Annotated in this window: 19 protein-coding genes and 1 tRNA gene; 12 read left to right on the top strand and 8 right to left on the bottom strand. The window is 62.3% G+C overall.

What is annotated here, in order from left to right; translation table 11 throughout:
• Window positions 1–14: 14 nt before the first annotated feature.
• Window positions 15–1,535, bottom strand: coding sequence for an aldehyde dehydrogenase (gene adh / locus B0G75_RS07855; RefSeq protein WP_106302825.1), 1,521 nt, complete (start codon window positions 1,533–1,535; stop codon window positions 15–17).
• Between the two features lie 334 nt (window positions 1,536–1,869).
• On the opposite strand from adh, the gene B0G75_RS07850 reads away from it, so the two are divergent.
• Window positions 1,870–2,919 (top strand): helix-turn-helix domain-containing protein, encoded by a 1,050-nt coding sequence (locus tag B0G75_RS07850; RefSeq protein WP_106302822.1) that lies wholly within the window; start codon window positions 1,870–1,872, stop codon window positions 2,917–2,919.
• Window positions 2,920–2,960: 41 nt separating this feature from the next.
• Here the strand turns inward: B0G75_RS07850 and B0G75_RS07845 are convergent, their stop codons facing one another.
• On the bottom strand, window positions 2,961–5,330 hold the full coding sequence (locus B0G75_RS07845; RefSeq protein WP_374956877.1) for a heavy metal translocating P-type ATPase: 2,370 nt from the start codon (window positions 5,328–5,330) through the stop codon (window positions 2,961–2,963).
• Window positions 5,331–5,409: 79 nt separating this feature from the next.
• On the opposite strand from B0G75_RS07845, the gene cadR reads away from it, so the two are divergent.
• The 6 genes from cadR (at window position 5,410) to B0G75_RS07810 (ending at window position 10,935) form a co-directional block, all read left to right on the top strand.
• Window positions 5,410–5,841, top strand: coding sequence for a Cd(II)/Pb(II)-responsive transcriptional regulator (cadR, locus tag B0G75_RS07835; RefSeq protein ID WP_012431139.1), 432 nt, complete (start codon window positions 5,410–5,412; stop codon window positions 5,839–5,841).
• Window positions 5,842–5,943: 102 nt separating this feature from the next.
• Complete coding sequence (locus tag B0G75_RS07830) at window positions 5,944–6,144, top strand: hypothetical protein (RefSeq protein WP_012431140.1); 201 nt, start codon at window positions 5,944–5,946, stop codon at window positions 6,142–6,144.
• Window positions 6,145–6,187: 43 nt separating this feature from the next.
• The gene (dbpA, locus tag B0G75_RS07825) at window positions 6,188–7,591 is read left to right on the top strand and encodes an ATP-dependent RNA helicase DbpA (protein ID WP_012431141.1); all 1,404 of its coding nucleotides are present in this window, start codon (window positions 6,188–6,190) and stop codon (window positions 7,589–7,591) included.
• Between the two features lie 302 nt (window positions 7,592–7,893).
• Window positions 7,894–9,048 carry a pyridoxal phosphate-dependent aminotransferase gene (locus tag B0G75_RS07820; protein ID WP_106302812.1) on the top strand — a complete coding sequence of 385 codons (1,155 nt, stop codon included), beginning with the start codon at window positions 7,894–7,896 and terminating at the stop codon, window positions 9,046–9,048.
• A 124-nt stretch (window positions 9,049–9,172) separates the two neighbouring features.
• Window positions 9,173–9,958, top strand: a complete 786-nt coding sequence (locus B0G75_RS07815) for an ABC transporter substrate-binding protein (RefSeq protein WP_106303685.1) — start codon at window positions 9,173–9,175, stop codon at window positions 9,956–9,958.
• Window positions 9,959–10,089: 131 nt separating this feature from the next.
• Complete coding sequence (locus tag B0G75_RS07810) at window positions 10,090–10,935, top strand: AraC family transcriptional regulator (protein WP_106302809.1); 846 nt, start codon at window positions 10,090–10,092, stop codon at window positions 10,933–10,935.
• A 22-nt stretch (window positions 10,936–10,957) separates the two neighbouring features.
• Here B0G75_RS07810 and B0G75_RS07805 read toward each other — a convergent pair whose 3' ends face one another.
• Together B0G75_RS07805 and B0G75_RS07800 are read right to left on the bottom strand one after the other, a co-directional pair.
• Window positions 10,958–11,545: a LysE family translocator gene (locus tag B0G75_RS07805; protein ID WP_106302806.1), complete on the bottom strand. Its 588-nt coding sequence runs from the start codon at window positions 11,543–11,545 to the stop codon at window positions 10,958–10,960.
• Window positions 11,546–11,713: 168 nt separating this feature from the next.
• Window positions 11,714–11,789 (bottom strand) — tRNA-Lys (locus B0G75_RS07800).
• A 204-nt stretch (window positions 11,790–11,993) separates the two neighbouring features.
• On the opposite strand from B0G75_RS07800, the gene B0G75_RS07795 reads away from it, so the two are divergent.
• Both B0G75_RS07795 and B0G75_RS07790 read left to right on the top strand, forming a co-directional pair.
• Window positions 11,994–12,398, top strand: coding sequence for a PaaI family thioesterase (locus B0G75_RS07795; protein ID WP_012431371.1), 405 nt, complete (start codon window positions 11,994–11,996; stop codon window positions 12,396–12,398).
• Window positions 12,399–12,434: 36 nt separating this feature from the next.
• Window positions 12,435–13,313 (top strand): patatin-like phospholipase family protein, encoded by an 879-nt coding sequence (locus B0G75_RS07790; protein WP_106302803.1) that lies wholly within the window; start codon window positions 12,435–12,437, stop codon window positions 13,311–13,313.
• Window positions 13,314–13,415: 102 nt separating this feature from the next.
• Here the strand turns inward: B0G75_RS07790 and B0G75_RS07785 are convergent, their stop codons facing one another.
• On the bottom strand, window positions 13,416–14,429 hold the full coding sequence (locus B0G75_RS07785; protein ID WP_106302800.1) for a D-2-hydroxyacid dehydrogenase family protein: 1,014 nt from the start codon (window positions 14,427–14,429) through the stop codon (window positions 13,416–13,418).
• A gap of 376 nt (window positions 14,430–14,805) precedes the next feature.
• Here B0G75_RS07785 and B0G75_RS07780 point away from each other — a divergent pair, with 376 nt between their 5' ends.
• Genes B0G75_RS07780 through B0G75_RS07770 form a run of 3 tightly spaced genes read left to right on the top strand, consistent with a single transcriptional unit; the run spans window position 14,806 to window position 18,105 of the window.
• The gene (locus B0G75_RS07780) at window positions 14,806–16,662 is read left to right on the top strand and encodes a phosphoenolpyruvate carboxykinase (GTP) (protein ID WP_106302797.1); all 1,857 of its coding nucleotides are present in this window, start codon (window positions 14,806–14,808) and stop codon (window positions 16,660–16,662) included.
• Window positions 16,652–16,966: a hypothetical protein gene (locus B0G75_RS07775; RefSeq protein ID WP_106302794.1), complete on the top strand. Its 315-nt coding sequence runs from the start codon at window positions 16,652–16,654 to the stop codon at window positions 16,964–16,966. Before B0G75_RS07780 ends, B0G75_RS07775 begins: the two co-directional genes overlap by 11 nt.
• A 35-nt stretch (window positions 16,967–17,001) precedes the next feature.
• A complete protein-coding gene (locus B0G75_RS07770) occupies window positions 17,002–18,105 on the top strand; it encodes a LysR family transcriptional regulator (protein WP_106302791.1) in 1,104 nt (367 codons plus the stop codon).
• 162 nt (window positions 18,106–18,267) lie between these two features.
• Here the strand turns inward: B0G75_RS07770 and B0G75_RS07765 are convergent, their stop codons facing one another.
• The 3 genes from B0G75_RS07765 to dprA all read right to left on the bottom strand — a co-directional run bounded on the left by B0G75_RS07765 (window position 18,268) and on the right by dprA (window position 22,928).
• Window positions 18,268–20,937, bottom strand: a complete 2,670-nt coding sequence (locus B0G75_RS07765) for a DNA topoisomerase III (RefSeq protein ID WP_106302788.1) — start codon at window positions 20,935–20,937, stop codon at window positions 18,268–18,270.
• Window positions 20,938–21,186: 249 nt separating this feature from the next.
• A complete protein-coding gene (locus B0G75_RS07760) occupies window positions 21,187–21,564 on the bottom strand; it encodes a thioredoxin family protein (protein ID WP_106302785.1) in 378 nt (125 codons plus the stop codon).
• A 68-nt stretch (window positions 21,565–21,632) separates the two neighbouring features.
• Window positions 21,633–22,928, bottom strand: a complete 1,296-nt coding sequence (gene dprA, locus B0G75_RS07755; RefSeq protein ID WP_106302782.1) for a DNA-processing protein DprA — start codon at window positions 22,926–22,928, stop codon at window positions 21,633–21,635.
• Window positions 22,929–23,116 lie beyond the last annotated feature (188 nt).

Below are 23,116 nucleotides of genomic sequence, written 5' to 3'. Positions count from 1 at the left end.
CAGGAACGCGACGCTTAGAAGAAACCGAGCGGCTTGTCGCTATAGCTGACCAGCAGGTTCTTGGTCTGCTGATAGTGGTCGAGCATCATCTTGTGATTTTCACGTCCGATGCCTGATTGCTTGTAGCCACCGAATGCCGCATGCGCCGGATAGGCGTGATAGCAGTTGGTCCACACGCGGCCCGCCTGAATCTGCCGGCCGAAGCGATAGGCACGCGTGCCGTCGCGCGTCCATACGCCGGCACCCAGACCGTAGAGCGTGTCGTTGGCGATCTCGAGTGCTTCTTCTTCGGTCTTGAACGTCGTGACCGACACCACCGGTCCGAAAATTTCTTCCTGGAAGATGCGCATCTTGTTGTGGCCGCGGAACACAGTCGGCTTCACGTAATAACCTTTGCTCAATTCACCGGCGAGCGCATTGCGTTCGCCGCCGATCAGGCATTCGGCGCCTTCCTGTTTGCCGAGGTCGACATACGAGAGGATCTTTTCCAGCTGTTCCTGCGAGGCCTGCGCGCCGATCATCGTCTTCGTGTCGAGCGGATGCCCCTGCGTGATCGCCGCCACGCGCTTGAGCGCACGTTCCATAAAGCGGTCGTAGATCTTTTCATCGATCAATACGCGCGACGGACAGGTGCACACTTCGCCCTGATTCAGCGCGAACATCGTAAAGCCTTCGAGCGCCTTGTCGAAATAGCTGTCGTCGGCGTTCATCACGTCGTCGAAGAAAATATTCGGGCTTTTGCCGCCGAGTTCGAGCGTCACCGGAATGATGTTCTGGCTCGCGTACTGCATGATCAGACGGCCGGTCGTGGTCTCGCCGGTAAACGCGATCTTGGCAATGCGCTTGCTCGAAGCGAGCGGCTTGCCGGCTTCGAGACCGAAGCCGTTCACCACGTTCAGCACGCCTGCTGGCAACAGGTCCTGAATCAGTTCGACGAGCACCAGAATCGAAGCGGGCGTTTGCTCGGCCGGCTTGAGCACCACGCAGTTGCCGGCAGCGAGTGCGGGCGCGAGTTTCCATACGGCCATCAGGATCGGGAAATTCCACGGAATGATCTGGCCGACCACGCCGAGCGGTTCATGAAAGTGATACGCGACGGTGTCGTGATCGATCTCGGAGATCGAGCCTTCCTGCGCGCGCACGGCGCCGGCGAAGTAGCGGAAGTGATCGATCGCGAGCGGTATGTCGGCGGCCATGGTTTCGCGTAGCGGCTTGCCGTTGTCGATCGTTTCGGCCACGGCGAGACGTTGCAGGTTCGCTTCCATCCGGTCGGCAATGCGCATCAGAATGTTCGACCGGTCGCCGGCGGAGGTTTTTCCCCACGCGGCTTTCGCACGGTGCGCCGCATCGAGCGCGAGTTCGACGTCGGCTTCGCGCGAACGTGGGATCGACGTGAAAGCTTCACCGGTGATCGGCGACACGTTGTCGAAGTACTCGCCGCCTACAGGCTTCACCCATTCGCCGCCGATGAAATTCGCATACTGCTTCTTGTACGGGAATTCGGTGGTCAGAAATTGCATCTCTGCGTGATTCATCTGTGTGCTCCTCACATGTTTGAATGGGCTATATTCGGCTCGATGTATCGATTGGCCGCGAGATGCTAGAGCCAGAAGTGTGCCAATGCACCGCGCAGGTGATCCGTGCACACGTAGCAGGCACTCGCGCACGGTATGCGGTGTCACGCTGTTCAACCGGCGCAAGGTGAGCGTTTCGTTTCTGAGCAGAGTGTGCAGCGCTGTTCATCCAATGAACACTGGCTTTGATGTCTACCGATACAAAGGCGCGAGCAGGCATCGGATTCGTTCGGCATGGGAATTGCCTTCTTTTTGCCTTCGATCCTCCTCGATATTCCATTTGGGCAGATCCGGTATGACGATCGACACTCTCAGCGACACCCTGACCAGTCCAACGCTCACGCCGCAGCCGAGCTTCCGTGTGCAGACCTGCGTCGCGCACGACGCCGACGAACAGGCGCGCAATCTTCATGGCTGGAGTCAGACCTACGACCAGTTGACGGCAGGATGTTTTGTCGGCGGCTTGACGGAACTGTGCCTCGATCACATGCAGGTGTTCGTCGAAACGACCAGCCACACGCTGCGGCAAACCTGCGAAGTGCAAAAGGACGCGTACTGGTTCGGTGTCCCGACTTGCCCCGCGGGTTCGGGACGCATCGACGCTCAGGTGATTGCCGGCGATGCGCTCGCGTTTCGTCCAGGCGGCATCGAATTCGAACTGCTGACCTCAGCGGGTTACGAGATTTTTGGCGTGGTGGTCAAAGGCGAAGTGCTGCGCCGTTACGCGGCGGAAGTCGAGCGCGTCGGTCTGGCGGATCATGTGCCGAATACGCCGGTCGTGCCTATCGGCATGGCTCGCAAGCAGCAGTTGTGCGCCACGCTGCGTCAATTGCTCGACGATGGCGCGGCGCGCGGCACGCCGCTCTCTTCGGTCGCGCGCAACAATCTGCAGGCGTCGGTGCTGGCTTCGCTCTTCGACGTCGGCGCGTTGCCGGCGTCGGAGCCGGTCGCGATGCCGGCGCGGCCACGCCGTCAGTCGATCGTGTCGGAAGCGCGCGACTATGTGCTGGTCAATCGCGAGCGGGCAGTGAGCGTGCCGGAGTTGTGCGAGCAGCTGCACGTGAGTCGGCGCACGCTGCAGTACTGCTTTCAGGACGTGCTCGGCATGGCGCCCGCCACGTATCTGCGCGCAATCCGTCTGAATGGCGCGCGGCGCGATCTGTCGAATGCGTCGCGCGAATCACGCTCGGTGCAGGACGTGGCGGCGGCGTGGGGCTTCTGGCACTTGAGCCAGTTCGCAACGGATTACCGGAAGCTGTTCGGCATGCGGCCCTCGGATACGTTGAAGGCCGCGATCGGTTCGCATCACCACCCGATCGCGGATGAGCGCTCGTTCGCGCATTGACTTCAAGGCGCGCGTCGCGCAGTCGCTATGCGGGCGCGCGCTCATTTGCGCAATAGCCGCAAGCCGTTCGCCACCACTAGCAGGCTCGCACCCACGTCGGCGAACACGGCCATCCACATCGTGCCCAGACCCATTACGGTCAGCACGAGGAAGACGCTCTTGATGCCGAGCGCGAGCGTGATGTTCTGCACCAGCACCGAATGCGTCGCCTTCGACAGACGAATGAACGACGGAATCTTGCGCAGGTCGTCGTCCATCAGGGCGACGTCGGCGGTTTCGATCGCCGTGTCGGTGCCCATCGCGCCCATCGCGAAGCCGATGTCGGCGCGCGCCAGTGCAGGCGCGTCGTTGATGCCGTCGCCGACCATGCCGACCGTCGCGCCGTCGTCCGACCACTGCGCGACTGCGTTTAGTTTGTCTTCCGGCAGCTGATTGCCGCGCGCTTCGTCGATACCGACCTGTTGCGCGATCGCGGCGGCGGTGTGCGGGTTGTCGCCGGTGAGCATGGCCGTGCTCACGCCGAGCCGCTGCAATTCGGCGATGGCCGCGCGGCTCGTCTCCTTCACCGTATCGGCGACCGCGAACAGCGCGAGCACGCGTTCGGCGTCCACCAGCATCACGACGGTCTTGCCTTGACTTTCGAGCGTATCCAGCCGCGCTTCGAGCGACGCGGAGCAGTGTCCCAGTTCTTCGATCAGCCGATGATTGCCGAGCCAGTACGGCACGCCGTCTATCTCGCCACGCACGCCGCGTCCCGCGATTGCCTCGAAGGCTGCGACTGTGACGTGCGTCAGGCCATCGGCCTTGGCTGCCGTCGCAATCGCCGTCGAGACAGGATGATCGGAGCGCCCCGCAAGACTCGCCGCAAGCGTGCGGCAACGCAGGGCGTCGATCTCAGCGAGTATTTCGAACTCGGTCTGCACGGGCTTGCCGTGAGTGAGCGTGCCGGTTTTGTCGAGCGCGAGCTGCGTCAGCTTGCGGCCTTGCTCGAGATAGGCGCCGCCTTTGATCAGAATGCCTTTGCGGGCCGCCGCAGCGAGACCGCTGACGATGGTCACCGGCGTCGAGATCACGAGCGCGCACGGGCAAGCGATCACCAACATTACCAGCGCCTTGTAGACCCACGCCTGCCACGATCCGTCGAACAGCAGCGGCGGCACAATGGCCACCGCAAGCGCGACGGCGAACACGATTGGCGTATACACGCGGGCGAACTGGTCGACGAAGCGCTGCGTCGGCGCCTTGGTGCCTTGCGCTTCCTCGACTGCGTGGATGATGCGCGCGAGTGTCGTGTTGCTGGCCGCGGCGGTGACGCGATAGTCGAACGAGCCGGTCTGATTGATCGTGCCGGCGAACACCGCGTCGCCCACGGCTTTACCGACCGGCAGGCTCTCGCCGGTGATCGGCGCCTGGTCCACGCTCGAGCGGCCCGCGACGATTTCGCCGTCGAGTGCGATCCGCTCGCCCGGCTTCACGCGAACCACCGCGCCGAGCGCAATCGCCTTGAGATCCACTAGTCGCCAATTGCCGTCGAGTTGCTGCACGCTCGCCTGTTCAGGCGTGAGTTGCATCAAACCCTGGATCGCATTGCGGGCGCGGTCGAGCGATCTCGCCTCGATCAGTTCCGCGATGGTGAAGAGCACCATGACCATCGCGGCTTCCGGCCATTGGCGCAGGATCAGTGCGCCGGTTACCGCGATGCTCATCAGCGCGTTGATGTTCAGGTTGCCGTTGCGGATGGCGAGCCAGCCCTTCTTGTACGTCGTGAGGCCGCAGGAGAGGGTGGCGAGGATCGCCAGACCCGCAGGCAGCCAAACCGGTGCGCCGAGCCAGCCAGCGGCCTCTGAGCCTGCCGCAGCCACGCCGGCGAGCGCCAGCGGCCACCACGGCTTGCTCGGCGCGCGCGGGGCGGCCGTGGGCGCGGCGTTCGGACCGGTGTCGGCGAGTTCGGGCGTGAAGTCGAGCGAGCGCAGCGCGGCGAGGATCGAGTCGAGCGCCTCGGGCGCGTGGACGACCGTCAGAACCCGCTGCATCAGGTTGAAATCCATGCTGCGCACGTGTGGCATGCGGCTGAATTTCTTGCGGATCAGCGCTTCCTCGGTCGGGCAATCCATCTGCATGATGCGGATGGCGGTGCGCATGTTGTTGCTGCCGATGGCTTCCGACGGCGGCAGCGGGGCCGGCGCGGCTACGGCTGCCGCTGTTGCTGCCCTTGCTCCGCAGCACGCCGCATCGGCATGACTGTGGGCGGGTGCGTGGCTGTGGCCGTCGTGAGCATGGTCGTGATCGTGCGCATGGTGGCGATGACCGCGGGTCCCGGCGTCGTGGGCATGCGTGTCCCCTTCGTGCCCGTCCGCAGGGGCTTTCGCCTGCTCGAGGTGGTCGGCGTCGGCGTGGTCGGCTTGAGGCATGGTGGCTTCCTGGTTCGATTTGTGGTCTAGTAAACACCCTGAAGCCACTACAAGGTCAAGGCCGCCATCCGGAGGGTCCATGAAAATCGGCGAATTGGCGAAAATCGCCCATTGCACGACCGAAACCATCCGTTTCTACGAAAAAGAGGGCTTGTTGCCCGAAGCGGAGCGCACCGAGGCCAATTACCGCAGTTACACGGCAAAGCACGTCGAACGGCTGCGTTTCATCCGCAATTGCCGCGCGCTCGACATGACCCACGACGAAATCCGTGCGCTGCTGCGTCTGACCGACGCACCGGCGGACGGCTGCGGCGGCATCAATGCCTTGATCGACGAGCACATTGCGCACGTCGACATGCGCATCGACGAACTGAAGCAGCTGAAAGTGCAATTGACTACCTTGCGCGAGCAGTGCCACGGCGAACAGGCCGTGGAAGACTGCGGCATCGTGCAGGGCCTCACCGAGATGGATGTGAGCGCGCCGCGGGCGCGGCATACGCATCTGGGTTGACGTGGATCAGCCGTCGCCACCTTGGCAGCAACCGTCCCATTCACGGCGGGCCGTCCGTACGGCCTGCCGGACAAGCAATCGAATCCAGTTGGAGAATCAAACGTGTTTACCTGTAGAAACCAGTCCTGCCAGGCGCAGTGGGAGCAATCGGACGTCGTCATCAAGAACGAAGGGCAGGGCCTCCTGTTCCGTTGCCCGATGTGCGGCGCGCGCAATTACGTCGAGCGTTTCGACGGGGACGATGGCTCGGTGCTATACGAGCAGATCGAAGGCCGTCCCGACACCGGCCCGATGGCCGAATAATAGTTGTCCCTAGCCGCCTATCCGCTTTGCGAGTCATCACCCTATGAACAGTCCCACCACCGCCGGCGCGCCGTTTAGCCAGCTACCGCTGCCGCCCGCGACGCTCGCCAACCTGACGCAGCTCGGCTACGTCGAGATGACGCCGATTCAGGCCGCAAGTCTGCCGATCGCGCTCGCCGGCCACGATCTGATCGCCCAGGCGAAAACCGGCAGCGGCAAGACGGCGGCGTTTTCGCTAGCACTGCTGGCGCGTCTCGACGCACGCAACTTCGCCGTGCAGGCGATGGTGCTGTGCCCCACGCGCGAACTCGCCGATCAGGTCACGCAGGAAATCCGCCGCCTCGCGCGCGCCGAAGAGAACATCAAGGTGCTGACGCTGTGCGGCGGCACGCCCATGCGTCCGCAAACGGCCAGCCTCGAACACGGCGCGCACATCGTGGTCGGCACGCCGGGCCGCATCATGGATCACCTCGAGCGCGGCAGCCTGCCGCTGCAGTCGCTCAACACGCTGGTGCTCGACGAAGCGGACCGCATGCTCGACATGGGTTTCTTCGACGATATCGCCACCGTCGTGAAGCAATGCCCGAAAGAGCGCCAAACGCTGCTGTTTTCGGCAACGTATCCCGAAGGCATCGTCAAACTGAGCCAGCAATTCCTGCGCAATCCGAAGGAAGTGAAGCTCGCCGAAAGGCATGACAACACCAAGATTCGTCAGCGCTTCTATGAAGTGACCGAAGACGGACGGCTGCACGCCGTCGGTCTGTTGCTGAATCACTATCGTCCGGTGAGCACGCTGGCGTTCTGCAACACCAAGCAGCAATGCCGCGATCTGCTTGACGTGCTGCGCGCGCAGGGTTTTCATGCGCTCGCGTTGCATGGCGAACTCGACCAGCGTGAACGCGACCAGGTGCTGATCCAGTTCGCCAACCGCAGTTGCTCGGTGCTGGTCGCCACCGACGTCGCCGCGCGTGGCCTCGACATCGCTCAGCTCGAAGCGGTGATCAACGTCGACGTGACGCCGGATCCGGAAGTGCATGTGCACCGCATTGGCCGTACGGGCCGCGCCGATCAGGAAGGCTGGGCGCTGAGTTTGGCGAGCATGAACGAGATGGGCCGCGTCGGCAGTCTCGAGCAGGCGCAAAAGCGGGAGGTGGAATGGCACAAGCTGTCCGAACTCACCGCAGCGAGCAATGAGCGGCTGCTGCCGCCCATGGAAACGCTGCAGATTCTCGGCGGCCGCAAAGAAAAGATCCGTCCGGGCGATGTGCTCGGCGCACTGACCGGCGAGGCGGGTTTCGCCGGCTCGCAGATCGGCAAGATCAACGTGACGGAAATGTCGACCTATGTGGCTGTGGAACGCAGCATCGCGCGTGAAGCGCTGCGCAAGCTCAGCGCCGGCAAGGTGAAGGGCAAGAAAGTCAAAGTCCGCATGATGGACGACGCCTGATAGACGGCGAGGCCGGTCACGAGCGCTTCGCTTGTGACCGGCCGCATCACATTACGTCATACCTCTGCAGTTTTCCGCGTTCTCCGCGCAGTCCCGTTTCTCCCCCGAAAGTACCGATCAGACCGGCTTTGCGCGCGGCGGCGCGCCTTCGCGTAAGGCATGAGGTAAACGCATGCCGCGCATGACAAAGTTTCGATTGTGACGGTTCTTTGGCTGATGCCTAATCACCAAACCGGAAGGGACCGCCGCGCAGCGGGCTGTTCCGTGAATCCGCTGCCGGATGGAGAAAGGGAGAAAGCCTTATGCAGAGCGCCACGCAAGCCCGCTCGAAATTGCCTGACGTAGGCACGACGATTTTTACCGTGATCGGCCAACTGGCCGCTCAGCACGACGCGCTGAATCTGTCGCAAGGCGCGCCGAATTTCGCGCCGGACGCCAAACTGATCGACGGCGTTGCGCAAGCCATGCGCGCCGGTCATAACCAGTACGCGCCGATGGCCGGCATTGCCGCCTTGCGCGAAGCGCTCGCCGACAAGGTCGCCACGCTGTACGGCGTGCGCTACGACCCGGCGAGCGAAGTCACCGTGATCGCCAGCGCGAGCGAAGGTCTGTATTCGACGATCAGCGCATTGGTGCATCCGGGCGACGAAGTGATCTACTTCGAGCCCTCGTTCGACAGCTACGGTCCGATCGTGCGGCTGCAAGGCGCCACGCCCGTGCCGATCAAGCTGTCGTTAAGCGACTTCCGCGTGAACTGGGACGAAGTCGCCGCCGCGATCACGCCAAAGACGCGCATGATCATCACCAACACGCCGCACAATCCGACTGCGACCGTGTTCAGTGAGGCCGATGTAGAGCGCCTGAAGGCCGTTACGCGCAACACCGATATCGTGATTCTTGCTGACGAGGTCTACGAACACGTGGTGTTCGACGGCGCAAAACATCAGAGCATGGCGTGCCATTCCGAACTCGCGGAACGCAGCGTGATCGTCTCGTCGTTCGGTAAGTCGTATCACGTGACCGGCTGGCGCGTCGGCTACTGCCTCGCGCCCGCTGCCTTAATGGACGAGATTCGCAAAGTCCATCAGTTCATGGTGTTTTCCGCCGATACGCCGATGCAGTACGCGTTCGTCGACGCATTGGCCAATCGCGAAAGCTACCTCGGCTTGTCCGCGTTCTATCAGAAGAAGCGCGATCTGCTCACGGAAGCACTGCGCGATTCGCGGTTCGAGTTGTTGCCGAGCGAAGGCAGCTTCTTCATGCTCGCGCGTTTTCGCGGCTTCTCCGATGAAAGCGATAGCGATTTCGTGTTGCGTCTGATTCGCGATGCACGTGTCGCGACTATTCCGCTGTCGGCGTTCTACACCGATGGTACGGACTCCGGCTTGATCCGCCTGAGCTTCTCGAAAGACGATGCGACCTTGATCGAAGGCGCGCGGCGTCTCTGCGAGATCTGATCGGAAAGACAACACGGCGCCACGCGACAGCTCCATTATTGAACGCAGTATGATCGTCGCGCGGGCACGCATCAGCGAGCCGCAAGGCGGCGTGACAACAAAATCGAAGGAAAAGGGACCTGCTATGAAATTGCTCAAGCCTCTTTTGGCGCTGGCCTGTGCGTTCGCGGCGCTCGCGGCGTCGGGTGCAAGCGCTGCCGATACGCTGCGTTTCGGCCTCGAAGCGCAGTATCCACCGTTCGAATCGAAAGGCCCGAACGGCGAGTTGCAAGGCTTGGATATCGACGTCGGCAATGCGGTTTGCGTGGCCGCCCATATGACGTGCAAATGGGTCGAGACCTCGTTCGACGGGCTGATTCCCGCGCTGCAGGGCCGCAAGTTCGACGCGATCAATTCGGCGATGAACGCAACCGACGCGCGTCGTCAAGCGATCGATTTCACCGCCGTTGTGTATCGTGTGCCGACGCAGTTGATCGCCAAGCGCGACAGCGGTCTGCTGCCGACGCCGGCCTCGTTGAAGGGCAAGCGCGTGGGCGTGTTGCAGGCGTCGATTCAGGAAACCTTCGCGAAGGCGCATTGGGAATCGGCGGGCGTGACCGTCGTGCCGTATCAGGACCAGAACCAGGTTTATACGGATCTCGTGGCGGGGCGTCTGGACGCGACGCTCGTGCTGGCGCCGGCCGGACAGGCCGGCTTTCTGTCGAAGCCGAGCGGTGAAGGTTACGCTTTCGTTGGCGAGCCGGTGCGCGACGACAAGATTCTCGGCAGCGGCATTGCATACGGAATTCGCAAGGGCGATACGGCATTGCGTGACCGCTTGAATGCGGCAATCGCTAAGGTGCAAGCCGACGGCACGGTGAAGACGCTGGCCACGAAATATCTCGGCAACATCGACGTGTCGGCGAAGTAATCTTTCGCGTATCTGCGTGCGCCTCGGTGTCCGGGTTGTTCGTGAGGCTGCTTGTTGATGGTGCGTTTGGCGGCTACGATACGTAGGCTTTGCTTCGGCGAAGCCTACGCAAATATCGGAGAGCGCGCTAAATGGGCGAGATCATCGAGGCGGCACTTCAGGCGAAACGCGCTTCTGCGCCGCGGTTCTGGCGCGATGACGCGTTGCCGTTCATCGAGGTACGTTCCATTGAAGACGGTCGCGACGTCTGCTACGCGAAACACTCGCACGAAACCTTCTCGATTGGCGCAGTCACCGGCGGCCGCAGCGAATATCTGAATCGCCACGCGCGTGAATGGATCGGCGCGGGCGCAGTCGTCATGATGAATCCGGACGACGTGCATGCGTGCAATCCGGTAGCCGACGAACGCTGGTCGTATCGCATGATGCATGTCGATGTGGCGTGGCTCACGGGCTTGCAGCATGAGTTGGGTTTCAGCGAGAACCACGCGTTTCGCGCGTTCTCGCAGACCATGACAACGGACGCCGGATTGTTCAACGGCTTGAACCGGCTGCACGCGATTCTTGTCGACGGCGAAGCCGACATGCTGCGCAAGCAAAGCGCGGCCATCACCTTTTTCTCCGAAGTACAAAACACACTGAACCCGGCGGTCGTGCCGGATCATGATGCGAGCCGCCAACTCACGCGCGCGGCGGAATTCATTGCGGAAAACTGCACGCGGTCGCTGAAGCTGGAGGACATTTGCGAGGCGGCTGGTTTGTCCGCGTCGCATCTGATTCGCGCGTTCAGGCAACGCTATGGCATGACGCCGCACGCCTATCTGATCAACCGGCGTATTCAATACAGCCGCGCGCAACTCAGGCGCGGACGTGTGATCGCCGATGTCGCACTCGACGCCGGTTTTGCGGACCAGGCGCATTTGCAGAGAACCTTCAAGCGGCTGGTCGCGGCGACGCCGGGACAGTATCGCAGTTGAAACCTTGGGCCGCGAGGCGTCTTCACGCCACAAGCAGATAAAGCGCGCTCGCCGCGAGCAATGCCGCCATCACGCGATTGAAGCACCTCACATGCTGCGGCCGCTGCAAGTGTTTGCGCAGGAACGTGCCTGCGTACGCCCAACTGGCGATCGAGACATAGCAGATCACGAAATACACGACGCTGAATTGCCAGACGAGCCTGCCGTCGCCGTCCGCCGCGTAGGCGCCCATGCCGGCCAGCGACGCGAGCCAGGCTTTCGGATTGAGCCATTGCATCGCCGCGCCGTACGCGAAGGAGGGTCCGCGAGCCGGTTTGTTCGCGCCGAGTTGGCCGTCGTCGGTGGCGAGTTTGCAGGCCATGTAGAAGAGGAAAGCTACGCCCGCCAATTTGACGACGGTGATCAGGTTGGGGAAATGCGCGAGCAGTTCATGCAGCCCCAGGCCGATCAGCAAAAGCAGCACGGTGAAACCGATGGTCGCGCCGGTGACATGCCGCATGCTCGCGGCAAGCCCGTGCTGCGCGCCGGCGCTGAGTGCCACGATATTCACCGGGCCCGGCGAAATTGAGCTGGCCAGCGCAAAGGCGGCCATGGAGAGTAAAGCGGTCATCGGATGCCTCAATACGGATGTGTGCAGGATTTGCGACGGTCAACGGTATCGGGCGAAGCGGTGGGGTGTATTGAAGGAAATTGCTGTGGGCTGGCGATATGCAGTGTGTGAGCAGCCCGAAACGCAAAAAGCCCGGTCGCATGGACCGGGCTTTTTGCTTTGAATCTTTGGTGGGGCGTGAGTGACTCGAACACTCGACCTACGGATTAAGAGTCCGCTGCTCTACCAACTGAGCTAACGCCCCCAACAGAAGCGAAATTATGCAGAAATTTTTCGGGCTTGCCAAGTCCCTTTAGCAGATTTCTTAAAAATATTCGCATCCGCGGCCCCGAGGCATTCCTCGACGGGCGCGCTGTCGTGAAAAAAGCGCTGGCTGCATCGTCCCGGTATCATGTCGCGGAACACCTTGCCGCACGAAGCCTCGCGCGGCTTTCGAGCGGGGATTTCCATGGATGACAAAGAGATTATCGAGTTGCTCGACCGCATCCTCGCGCCGTGGGTGCGTGCGCTCACGCTGACGCCGGTCAAGGTCGATGAGGAAGCCGCCACGCTGCGCCTACCGTTTTCCGGCGGCCTGCGTCATGCGGGCGGCGTGATTTGCGGGCAGGTGTTCATGGCCGCGGCGGATACGGCCATGATCGTCGCCATTTCAGCCGCGCTCGGCGGTTTCAAGCCGATGACGACGGTCTCGCTCAACATCAATTTCATGCGCGCGGTGCGCAAGGGCGACGTGCTGATCACCGCGCGCGTGCTGCGCATGGGCCGCAATCTGGTGTTCGGCGAAGTCGAGTTATTCGACGAATCCGGCAATATGGCCGTTCACGCCACCACCACCTACGCACTGCTCGACTAGACGGGCCAAAAGAGCCGCATTAGAGGAAACATCAGGATGTTCGATCAGGTCGTATTCGCCGGCGGCGGCAATCGCTGCTGGTGGCAGGCGGGTTTTTGGGATGTGATACAGCCGGAGCTGCGGATCCGGCCGCGCGTCATCACCGGTATTTCGGCCGGCGCCGCCACTGCGTGCATGCTCTACACGCGCGATTCCGACTGGGTCATGCGCTATTACGAAGACGCGCTACGCCACAACACCCGTAATGCCTACTGGGGCAATCTGCTGCGCGGCGAGTCGGTGTTTCCGCATTACCGGATCTACCGTCAGGCGCTGCTCGACATCTACGGTGAGAAGTTTTCGACGCTCGCCGATGCGCCGGAAATCCGCATCGGCGTATCCCATCTGCCGCGCTGGCTCGGCGCGCGAAGCGCGGTCGCGGCGGGCCTGATTGCGTACAACATCGAAAAATACGTGCGCAAGACGCTGCATCCGACGCTCGGTCAGACGCTCGGCTTTCATCCGGAATTCGTGCGCGCACAGGATTGCGCCAGCGTCGAGGATCTGGCGGATCTGATTTTGCAGTCGTCGAGTACGCCGCCGTTCACGCCGGTTTTGCGACGCAACGGCCGGCCGGTGCTGGACGGCGGGATGGTCGACAACGTGCCGGTGGGCGCGCTCGACGCCGAGGCGCCGGGCAACGTGCTGGTGATGGTCACCCGCCTCTATCCTCGCCCGCAGATGTTCGTCGTGCCGCACGGCGCGCAGCAACGGCTCTACGTGCAGCCGTCGCGCAAGGTGCCGATTTCCAGCTGGGACTACACGAGTCCTTCGCAGATGGTGCACGCGTACAACCTTGGCCGTACCGATGGCGAGACCTTCCTCGAACGCATGCCCGATCTGCTGGAAGCCGGCGCGCACGAAGCGGCGCGGTAAATTGAGCGACAGCGGCGGCGCGTCAGCGCGAAAGCCAAAAAGCGATAAGAGCGCCGCGCGAATTCGCACGACGCTCCTATCGCCGTAAAAAACCGGTGGCTCTTAACGCCGCCGACCGCCCTGCAATGCTTCCGGATTCGCCACGCTGCTCGTATCGCCTGCGTCGAAAGCCAGAATGTTCTTGAATGCCGCGGTGAAATACTGCTCGTAGCTTTCGCGTTCCACATAGCCGATGTGCGGCGTGCAAATCACGTTTTCCATGCGCAGCAAGCTGTAGCCCTGCAGAATCGGCTCGCTTTCGTAGACGTCGATCGCGACCATGCCGGGACGGTTGTGCGACAGCGCATTCACCAGCGCGTTTTCGTCGAGCAACTCGGCACGGCTCGTGTTCACGAGCAGCGCGGTCGGCTTCATCCGCATCAGGTCTTCCTGCTTGACGATGCCGCGCGTGTCGTCGTGCATGCGCAAGTGCAGCGACAGTACGTCGCTCTGCTCGAACAGTGCCTCGCGGCTCTCCGCCACACTATAACCGTCCGCTCGCGCGGCTTCGCGCGAATGCTCGCGGCCCCAGATCAGCACGTTCATGCCGAATGCCTTGCCATAACCGGCCACCAGCCTGCCGATCTTGCCGTAGCCCCAGATTCCCAGCGTCTGGCCACGCAATACCTGGCCCAAACCGAAGTTCGGCGGCAGCGCCGATGTCTTCAAGCCCGACTGCTGCCAGGCTCCTTGCTTAAGGTTTGCTACGTATTGCGGAATCCGCCGTTGCGCCGCCATGATGAGAGCCCACGTCAACTCGGCGGGCGCGAACGGTGAGCCGGTGCCTTCAAGCACGGCAATGCCGCGCTCGGTACATGCGTTCAGATCGATATGGCTCGAGACCTTGCCGGTCTGACTGATCATGCGCAGACGCGGCAGTTTATCGAGGAGTTGCGAGCTGATGCGGGTACGTTCGCGAATCAGGACGAGGGCGTCGACTTCGGAAAGACGGCTTGCCAACTGGCCGAGACCGCGGACGGTGTTATTGAAGACCTTGACCTCATGGTCGGCCAGCAAATGAAAGCAGTCGAGCTTGCGAACGGCGTCCTGATAATCGTCGAGGATGGCAATCTTCATGGTATGTGTCTTGCGACGCACCTTGGTGGTGCGGAACGGAGTGTTATGCTGACTGTCCCATCATGTGACCTAGGTCACATGCCGGTCTGGCTGAATGGCTTACCGTAGTAGCTACCGCACAGAATGGCAGCGCCACGGCAAGGCCGATTGACATCGTTTTTAACAGTTTGTTGCGTGTTGAGGCAAGCCGCTTTACAGACGGTTGCAGAAGCCCGTCGGCTGGCGCCTCCGCTCAACAGGCTTTGTAGCCCGGAACGACCTGCACAATTGTGCGTCGGGTGGCAGCAACCCGGCGTGAAGAATTGAATGCCTCTCGCATGCTGCGTCTCTGGGCTCGTACCGTTTTTCTATTGCTTTTCAAAACGGAGACAAGTCGATGAACCACCCCTCATTCGAAGGACAGCCCACAATCGAGGCGCCCGCGTGGGTCAAACACCGAAAGCTGATCGAGTGGGTCCGGCGCGTTGCCGCGAAGACCAAGCCCGACAGGATCGTCTGGTGCGACGGTTCGCAGGAGGAATACGACCGGCTTTGTGCCCAGATGGTCGAAGCAGGCACACTCAAGAAGCTCAATCCCGCCAAACGCCCCAATTCTTATCTTGCATGGTCCGACCCGTCCGATGTGGCGCGCGTCGAAGATCGCACCTTCATCTGCTCGCAGCGCCGCGAAGACGCAGGTCCCACCAATAACTGGATCGCACCGGCCGAGATGCGCTCGACCCTCGACGGCCTGTTCGAAGGCGCCATGCGCGGCCGCACCATGTACGTGGTGCCGTTTTCGATGGGCCCGCTCGGTTCGCCGATCGCGCACATCGGCGTCGAACTGAGCGACAGCCCGTACGTGGTCACCAACATGCGCATCATGACGCGCATGGGCCGCAAGGTTTACGACGTGCTCGGCGAAGACGGCGAGTTCGTGCCGTGCGTCCACTCAGTTGGCGCGCCGCTCGCCGCCGGCGCGAAAGACGTCTCGTGGCCTTGCAACGAAACCAAATACATCGTCCATTTCCCTGAATCGCGCGAAATCTGGAGCTATGGCTCGGGCTATGGCGGCAACGCGCTGCTAGGCAAAAAGTGTTTCGCGTTGCGCATCGCCTCGACCATGGGCCGCGACGAAGGCTGGCTCGCCGAACACATGCTGATTCTCGGCGTGACCTCGCCGGAAGGCCGCAAGCATCATGTCGCGGCGGCGTTTCCGTCGGCGTGCGGCAAGACCAACTTTGCGATGCTGATTCCGCCGGAAGGCCTGAACGGCTGGAAAATCTCCACGATCGGCGACGATATCGCCTGGATCAAACCGGGCAAGGACGGCCGCCTATACGCGATCAATCCGGAAGCCGGCTACTTCGGCGTGGCGCCGGGCACGAGCGAGAAGACCAACTTCAACGCCATGGCCACGTTGAAGGAGAACGTGATCTTCACGAACGTCGCGCTCACCGACGACGGCGACGTCTGGTGGGAAGGCATGACGGACGATGCGCCCGCGCACCTGATCGATTGGCAAGGCAAGGACTGGACACCGGCCAGCGCAAAGGAAAGCGGCCGCAAGGCCGCGCACCCGAACGCGCGCTTTACGGCGCCGGCCTCGCAATGCCCGTCCATCGATCCCGACTGGGAAAATCCGGCGGGCGTCGCGATTGACGCGTTCATCTTCGGCGGGCGCCGCTCTACCACCGTGCCGCTCGTCACCGAGGCGCGCAACTGGGTGGAAGGCGTCTACATGGCCGCGACCATGGGCTCCGAAACGACCGCCGCCGCGGCCGGCCAGCAGGGCGTGGTGCGCCGCGATCCATTCGCGATGCTGCCGTTCTGCGGCTACAACATGAGCGACTACTTCGGTCACTGGCTGAAAACCGGCGAGCGTCTGGAGCAATTGAAGGCGAAGCTGCCGAGAATCTTCTGCGTCAACTGGTTCCGCAAGGGCGCGGACGGAAAGTTCGTATGGCCGGGCTTTGGCGAGAACATGCGGGTGTTGAGCTGGATGGTCGGCCGGATCGAAGGCTCGGCTCAGGGTGAGGAACACGCTTTCGGCGTGTCGCCGCACTACGAGGACATCGACTGGAGCGGGCTGGATTTCAGCCGCGAGCAATTCGAGCAGGTCATTTCCGTCGACGACGCAGCCTGGCGCGCAGAACTGGCGCTGCACGCCGAGCTGTTTGACACATTGCAGCAAGGCCTGCCGCCGGCGCTGACCGAGGCCAAACGCGCGCTCGAAGAGAAGCTTGCCGCCTGAACAGGTGAGTGTTCACTTCGCATGGAAACCGCCTTCGGGCGGTTTTTTATTGCAATCTGTGCCGCGTGACAAGTTTTCTGATTTTTACAGCGTCGGCGCCATCTGGCGTCTGTTCGAACAAAAAAGACAGTTCAAGCTGCACTGCAGCAGATTGTTTCCTTTCGAGGAACAATCGATGGTCACGCCCCACATTGGGGAGCACAGTCGCACAAATATTGACAATATTTCCGCTTTCGCGGGCAACTTCTGCATGATTTCGCGAGTCGTAGGAGAATTCCAAGTTCGCTTCACTGGTTTTCACTAATTGTCAGGAAGCTGTAACACGGCAGGAGTTGTCCTATGGATCATTTGCAGTCGATGCGAGTTTTCGTCAGAGTGGCGGATCTCGGCAGTTTTGCCCGCGCTGCGAGCGCGATGGATATTTCCAACGCAGTTGCCACCCGTCACGTTGCCGACCTCGAAGGCCGTCTAGGTACGCGGCTGCTCAATCGCACCACCCGCAGCTTGTCTCTGACCGAATCAGGTCAGGTTTATCTCGAGCGCGCGCGCCAGATTCTCGACGAGCTGGAAGACGTTGAGCAGATGGTGGTCGCGCGCAATCACGAACCCGTCGGCACCTTGCGAATCGTCGCGCCGGTCGTGTTCGGGTTGCACAATCTGGCGCCCGTGCTCCAGACGTACGCGGAGCGCTATCCGAAAGTCATTCCCGATGTCACGCTGGTCGACCGTCAGGTGGATCTGGTCGAAGAAGGCTTCGACGTGGGCGTGGTGATCGCGCGGCAAATGCGCAGCGCAAGTATCGTCACGCGGCGCCTCACCACGGGCTGCATGACGGTGTGCGCCACGCCGGCTTATCTGGAGAAGCACGGCATGCCCACGCGTCCGGAGCATCTGCTCGAACATCCGTGCCTGAGCCTGCCCTCCGAATATTGGGGCGACGAGCGCGTGTTCACCGGCCCGGAAGGGGAGGTGCGCGTGCGTCCGTCCAACGTGATCGTCGCGAACAATACGGAGATGCTGCGTCAGTTTGCGTTGCTCGGCATGGGTATCGCGATTCTGCCGAGCTATCTGATCGGCCGAGACATGACGCGCGGCAGGCTCGTGCGTTTGCTCGGCGATTACCGGCTGCCGCAAGTCGAGATCAACATTGCGTATCCGAGCCGCCGTCACTTGCCGGCAAAGGTGCGCACGTTCATCGACCATCTGGTTGAGCATTTCAGCCAGACGCCGAATAGCTTGCTCGGCGAACAGTGGATCAAGGAGGACGGCCTGGGCCGGGCCGCCACGACGACGGCGCTCGATTCCGCGGATCCCATGCCGCCGGAAGCGTTCGACGGCGCTGAGCCGCTCTCGCGGCTGCTGGACAGCGAGTTATCGCCGCTGCCGAAGACGTTGGCCAAGACTACGCCTCGCACCCGGCCTACGGCTCTGTCGCCGTTGTAAGTGGCGAATCGATCAAGCCGCCAAAGTCGCCGCTAGGCGCTTTCCGGCGGACAAACAAAAAGGCGCGGTCACTTTATGTGATCGCGCCTTTTTTCATGGCAAGCTCAAATGAAGCAAGCCGGAAACGAGTCCTCTTCCGGCCTTCCCCGCCACCAGTTCGACTTACGAGCCGGTCTTGCGCGCCACCGCTTTCTTGGCGGGTGCCTTCTTGGCCGCAGCGGTCTTGGTGGCCGGCGCTTTCTTCGCCGCCGCCTTTTTAGCTGCCGGCGCGGCCTTCACGGCCACCGACACTTCGTCGTCGTCCGACTCCGCTTCCGGGGCGGCCTTGGCAGCGGACTTCGCTGCCGCGGTCTTCGCGGCAGTCTTCGCCGACGGCTCCTTCTTTTCGAACTCGAAACCGATCTTGCCGTCGTTCTGCTTGACGAGGAACGCCTTGAAGTTACGGCCGGTACGCGACGACTTGAAGTTCGTCAGCAGATCCGTACGGCCTTCTTCGAGCAGCTTGGCCATTTGTTCGCGAGCAATTTCCTGCTGCAGGATCACCTTGCCAGAGCGGAAGTCGCAAGTCTTCGGATTGGCGACCGAGTTTTCGCAGACGTAGCTCATGCCGTGCTCGAACACGCGGCCCTTGCACTTCGGGCAGGCGCCGACCGGCTGCTGATCGGAGAAGTCAGGCGGTTCACCGTCTTCGCCGCCTGCATCCTGGCCGAAGTCGAATTCGAGCTTGTAGTTCTTGATCTCGTCGTCGAACGAGAGCTTCAGGATCGCCGAGAACGGCCGGCCCATCTTGCTGCGGAATCCCGACAGCGGACCAATCGTCTTGTTCTGCAGCAATTCCTCGACTTCCGGAATTTCAAACTGACGTCCACCCGGAATTTTCGAAATCGAGAACTCGCATTTCGAGCAGGCAAAGCGCCGGTAATTTTCCTTCACCTGACCGCCGCAATTCGGACACGGCGTCTGCAACGTCGCGTAATCGCCCGGGATCGTGTCGGAATCGTACTCTTTCGCGCGTTTAACGATGGTCTGCGTCATGCGGGCGATTTCCTGCATGAACGCGTCGCGCGGCAGGTTGCCGCGTTCCATTTGCGAGAGCTTGTACTCCCACTCGCCGGTCAATTCGGGCGCCGTCAGTTCCTTCACGCCCAGTCCGCGCAACAGCGTCATGAGCTGGAAAGCCTTGGCGGTCGGAATCAGATCGCGGCCTTCGCGGATCAGATACTTTTCACCCAGCAGACCTTCGATGATCGCGGCGCGCGTGGCCGGCGTGCCGAGCCCCTTGGCCGCCATGGCTTCGCGCAGTTCGTCGTCTTCGACGAGCTTGCCCGCGCCTTCCATGGCCGACAGCAAGGTTGCTTCGTTGTAGCGTGCAGGAGGTTTCGTCACCAGTTGCTGGGCGGCGATCTTGTCGGTCTTGACCTTCTCGTCTTTCTGCACCGGCACGAGGTTCGCGTCTTCGCCGCTGATCTCGCGGCCGTAGACTTGCAACCAGCCCGGTTCGACCAGCACCTTGCCTTCGGTCTTGAAGTGATGGCCGACCACTTCCGTGATCCGCGTCGTCACCTTGTATTCGGCGGCGGGGAAGAACACCGCGAGGAAGCGCTTCACGACGAGGTCGTAGAGCTTCTGTTCCGGCTCCGACAGATTCTTCGGCGCCTGCAGCGTCGGGATGATTGCGAAGTGGTCGCTGATCTTCGAGTTGTCGAAGATGCGCTTGTTCGGCTTCACCCAGCCCTTGTCGAGCACCTGCTTGGCGAACGGCAGATAGTTGTTGCTCTCCTTGAGCATGCCGAGCGTCTCTTTGACCGTATCCATGTAGTCTTCCGGCAGCGCGCGCGCGTCGGTACGGGGATAGGTCAGCACCTTGTGCTTTTCGTACAGCGCCTGGGCGAGGCCCAAGGTGTTCTTCGCCGAGAAGCCGAAGCGGCCGTTGGCTTCGCGCTGCAAGCTGGTCAGGTCGAACAGTGCCGGCGACAGTTGCGTGGACGGCTTCGATTCTTCGGTCACCGTGCCGATCTGGCCGCGACAGGCGGCGACGATCGTTTCGGCCGCGGGCAGCGCCCACAGACGCGAGTCGCGTTTTTCCGGATCGAACTCGTCGCGCTTGAATTTCGGATCGAACCAGCGGCCTTCGTAGAAGCCGGCCGAGCAGACGAACTCCGCTTTCACTTCCCAATAGTCGCGCGGCACGAAGCGGCGAATCTTTTCTTCGCGCTCGACGACGATGGACAGCGTCGGCGTCTGCACCCGCCCGACCGTGGTCAGGAAGAAGCCGCCGCCCTTGCTGTTGAACGCGGTCATGGCCCGCGTGCCGTTGATGCCCACCAGCCAGTCCGCCTCCGAGCGGCAGCGCGCCGCATCGGCGAGCGGTTGCATCTCTTCGTCGCTACGCAGACGGGCGAAGCCGTCGCGGATCGAGCCCGCCGTCATGGATTGCAGCCACAGGCGCTGCACCGGCTGCTTGGCTTTCGCGTGCTGCGCAATCAGGCGGAAAATCAGCTCGCCCTCGCGCCCCGCGTCACATGCGTTGATCAGGCGGTCGACGTCCTTGCGCTTGAGCAGCTTGGTCAGCACCTTCAGGCGCGACTCGCTCTTGGCGATCGGGTTGAGATCGAAGTGCGGCGGAATGACGGGCAGATTGGCGAAACTCCACTTTCCGCGTTTGACTTCGTAGTCTTCGGGCGCGGCAATTTCCAGCAGATGGCCGACTGCCGAGGAAAGGACGTACTCGTCGCTCTCGTAGTATTCGTCATGCTTGGTAAAGCCGCCCAAAGCGCGCGCGATGTCGTTCGCGACGGAAGGCTTTTCGGCGATGATCAGTGCTTTGGACATGACTCGATGTGAGGTTGGTAGATCAGGGTTGATGGCCGTGAGTGCGCTTCTGTTAGCGCGACCCTCGTTTGCGACCTTTGCGACCCATTAACGACCGCTTTATAGCACACGGCGGGAGACCGGCGTGTCAAGTGCCATAAAAGCGCGAAATCATAATTGCGTGCTCAGGCATTGAGCAAGCTGTGGCAAACGCCGTGTACACCGCTCGCAACGCCCGGGCCGCCGGGCTAGCGAGCCGGCGAGCCTGAATCAGGCAACCGCCAGCGCGGGCCGCAGTTTCGGCGCACCGCTGACGCCGGGCACGGCGGTCAGATCAGACAACATCCGTTCCACAATCGCCGCCTGCGGCAAAACCGTGCCGAAGAACCGCGTCGTAACCGAATCCTCGATCAGGACGGTCGGAAAATTCTCCACGTCCAGATCCTCGAACCGGTCCGCATGGGTCTCGATATCGATCCATGCGAAACAGATTTCCGGGTGCCGGTCGGCCAGCTTGTCAAAAGCGTCCCGATACTCGCGGCAGGTTCCACACCATTCCGCACACAGGCAGGCAACGAACAGCGTGTCGGGTTCGTTGACGCGCTCGGCGATCCGGTCTTGTTCGGTGTCGAGGTTTAGCGCGGGCATCGTGGTTCCTTGCGTACTTTTGTCAGGTGCTTTGGCGCGAATGTAGCATGGCCGATCGCGAATGGTGGTCAACTCTGATCAATGCGGGGTCGGCCGTGGCTAGCTCGCATGAAGCGGCCGCCGGGCAGCATGGTCACCTGCCCGGCGAGTTCGAGTTTCAGCAAGGCGGTTTGCAGATCCGCATCCTCCATCTCGGTACGGGTCGCGAGAATTTCAAGCGTGGTGGGCGAATGGCCGAGCGCGGCGAGGAGGCGCTGTGCTTCGGAATTGGCCGGCGGGCAGGGCGGTGTGGCGGCCAATGGTGCTCCTGCTGGATCGGCCGGAGATGCTTCTGTGGGCTGAAGCGCAGCCAGGTTCGCCCGATCCGCTGCCACGCCGCTGCCCGTTGGCGTATTTCGCGAATAAGCACGGTTCGAGAAGATGGCGTGCGCCGAACCCGAACCCGAAGCCGCCCGCGGCGCCGCCTGCCGCGCGAAACCCAGCTCCTCCAGCACTTCATCTGGTGTTTCCACCAGCTTCGCGCCCTGCTTGATGATTCGATGACACCCGCGCGACAGCGGCGCGTGAATCGAACCCGGCAACGCGAAGATATCGCGTCCCATCTCGTTGGCGAGCCGCGCCGTGATCAGGGAACCGGAGCGCATCGCCGCTTCGACTATCACCACGCCGCTGACGAGGCCGGCGATCAGACGGTTACGCTGCGGAAAATGGGCGGCGCGCGCGGGCGTGCCGAGCGGCCATTCGGAGAGAATCGCGCCCTGCACCGCGATCTGCCGCGCGAGCGCGTGATGCGCGGCCGGATACACGAGGTCCGCGCCGGTACCGATCACGGCGACAGTTCCACCGATGCCTTCCAGGCCGCCCCGATGGGCGGCGCCGTCGATACCGAGCGCGAGCCCGGAGACGACGGTGACACCGGCCACCGACAGCTCGCGCGCGAAGCGCTCCGCGTCTTCGACGCCTTGCGGCGTCGCGCTGCGGCTCCCCACCAGGGCGACCGCTCGCGTGTGCAGCAGGTTCAACCGGCCCTTTATATATAGCAGCGGCGGCGGATCGGGCATGGTCAGCAGCGCAGGCGGATATGCGGGGTCGTCGAGTGTCACGACCTGATTGCCGGGTTGCTCGCGCCACGCGATGACCGCGTCCAGTTGGGCGTCGAACTCGGGGCCTGTCGGCGCCAGCGCTGCGCTTGCCGCGGCCGCGCCGGCAATCGCAGCGAGCGCCTCGGGCGTTTGATCGAATATCGCTTCCGGTAATCCAAAAGCGCCCAGCAATAAGCGCACTGCTCCGGGTTTCAACCCCGGCGCGAGCGCAAGCCGCAGCCAGGCGGCAAGTTCAATTTCGGTTGCAGGCAAGGTGTGCATTGCGGGTCGATCCTCCTACAGGGCCAGCGGGCAGGCGGGCGCCATGCTAAAATTTTCATCATCCGAAATAACCGCAGCGCCGCGCCCACCCGCGCGGGCTCGTCGTCTAGCGCACGGAGCGCGTTGAATCGAACCGGTTCGACACCATCTATCCTCTGCGCAACGCGACGCGCTCACAACCTGGCCGA

The organism is Paraburkholderia sp. BL18I3N2 (assembly GCF_003001875.1).
Taxonomy (GTDB): domain Bacteria; phylum Pseudomonadota; class Gammaproteobacteria; order Burkholderiales; family Burkholderiaceae; genus Paraburkholderia; species Paraburkholderia phytofirmans.
Note: the sequence above shows the minus strand (reverse complement) of the source record. Positions and strands in the feature narration are given on the sequence as shown.

What these genes read in the sequence shown, in the direction of transcription:
- adh (WP_106302825.1), bottom strand. Translation starts at nt 1,535, where the DNA reads ATGAATCACGCAGAGATGCAATTTCTGACCACCGAATTCCCGTACAAG.
- B0G75_RS07760 (WP_106302785.1), bottom strand. Translation starts at nt 21,564, where the DNA reads ATGCCCGCGCTAAACCTCGACACCGAACAAGACCGGATCGCCGAGCGC.
- B0G75_RS07850 (WP_106302822.1), top strand. Translation starts at nt 1,870, where the DNA reads ATGACGATCGACACTCTCAGCGACACCCTGACCAGTCCAACGCTCACG.
- B0G75_RS07820 (WP_106302812.1), top strand. Translation starts at nt 7,894, where the DNA reads ATGCAGAGCGCCACGCAAGCCCGCTCGAAATTGCCTGACGTAGGCACG.
- B0G75_RS07805 (WP_106302806.1), bottom strand. Translation starts at nt 11,545, where the DNA reads ATGACCGCTTTACTCTCCATGGCCGCCTTTGCGCTGGCCAGCTCAATT.
- B0G75_RS07810 (WP_106302809.1), top strand. Translation starts at nt 10,090, where the DNA reads ATGGGCGAGATCATCGAGGCGGCACTTCAGGCGAAACGCGCTTCTGCG.
- dbpA (WP_012431141.1), top strand. Translation starts at nt 6,188, where the DNA reads ATGAACAGTCCCACCACCGCCGGCGCGCCGTTTAGCCAGCTACCGCTG.
- B0G75_RS07770 (WP_106302791.1), top strand. Translation starts at nt 17,002, where the DNA reads ATGGATCATTTGCAGTCGATGCGAGTTTTCGTCAGAGTGGCGGATCTC.
- B0G75_RS07765 (WP_106302788.1), bottom strand. Translation starts at nt 20,937, where the DNA reads ATGTCCAAAGCACTGATCATCGCCGAAAAGCCTTCCGTCGCGAACGAC.
- B0G75_RS07815 (WP_106303685.1), top strand. Translation starts at nt 9,173, where the DNA reads ATGAAATTGCTCAAGCCTCTTTTGGCGCTGGCCTGTGCGTTCGCGGCG.
- B0G75_RS07780 (WP_106302797.1), top strand. Translation starts at nt 14,806, where the DNA reads ATGAACCACCCCTCATTCGAAGGACAGCCCACAATCGAGGCGCCCGCG.
- B0G75_RS07795 (WP_012431371.1), top strand. Translation starts at nt 11,994, where the DNA reads ATGGATGACAAAGAGATTATCGAGTTGCTCGACCGCATCCTCGCGCCG.
- cadR (WP_012431139.1), top strand. Translation starts at nt 5,410, where the DNA reads ATGAAAATCGGCGAATTGGCGAAAATCGCCCATTGCACGACCGAAACC.
- dprA (WP_106302782.1), bottom strand. Translation starts at nt 22,928, where the DNA reads ATGCACACCTTGCCTGCAACCGAAATTGAACTTGCCGCCTGGCTGCGG.
- B0G75_RS07845 (WP_374956877.1), bottom strand. Translation starts at nt 5,330, where the DNA reads ATGCCTCAAGCCGACCACGCCGACGCCGACCACCTCGAGCAGGCGAAA.
- B0G75_RS07785 (WP_106302800.1), bottom strand. Translation starts at nt 14,429, where the DNA reads ATGAAGATTGCCATCCTCGACGATTATCAGGACGCCGTTCGCAAGCTC.
- B0G75_RS07790 (WP_106302803.1), top strand. Translation starts at nt 12,435, where the DNA reads ATGTTCGATCAGGTCGTATTCGCCGGCGGCGGCAATCGCTGCTGGTGG.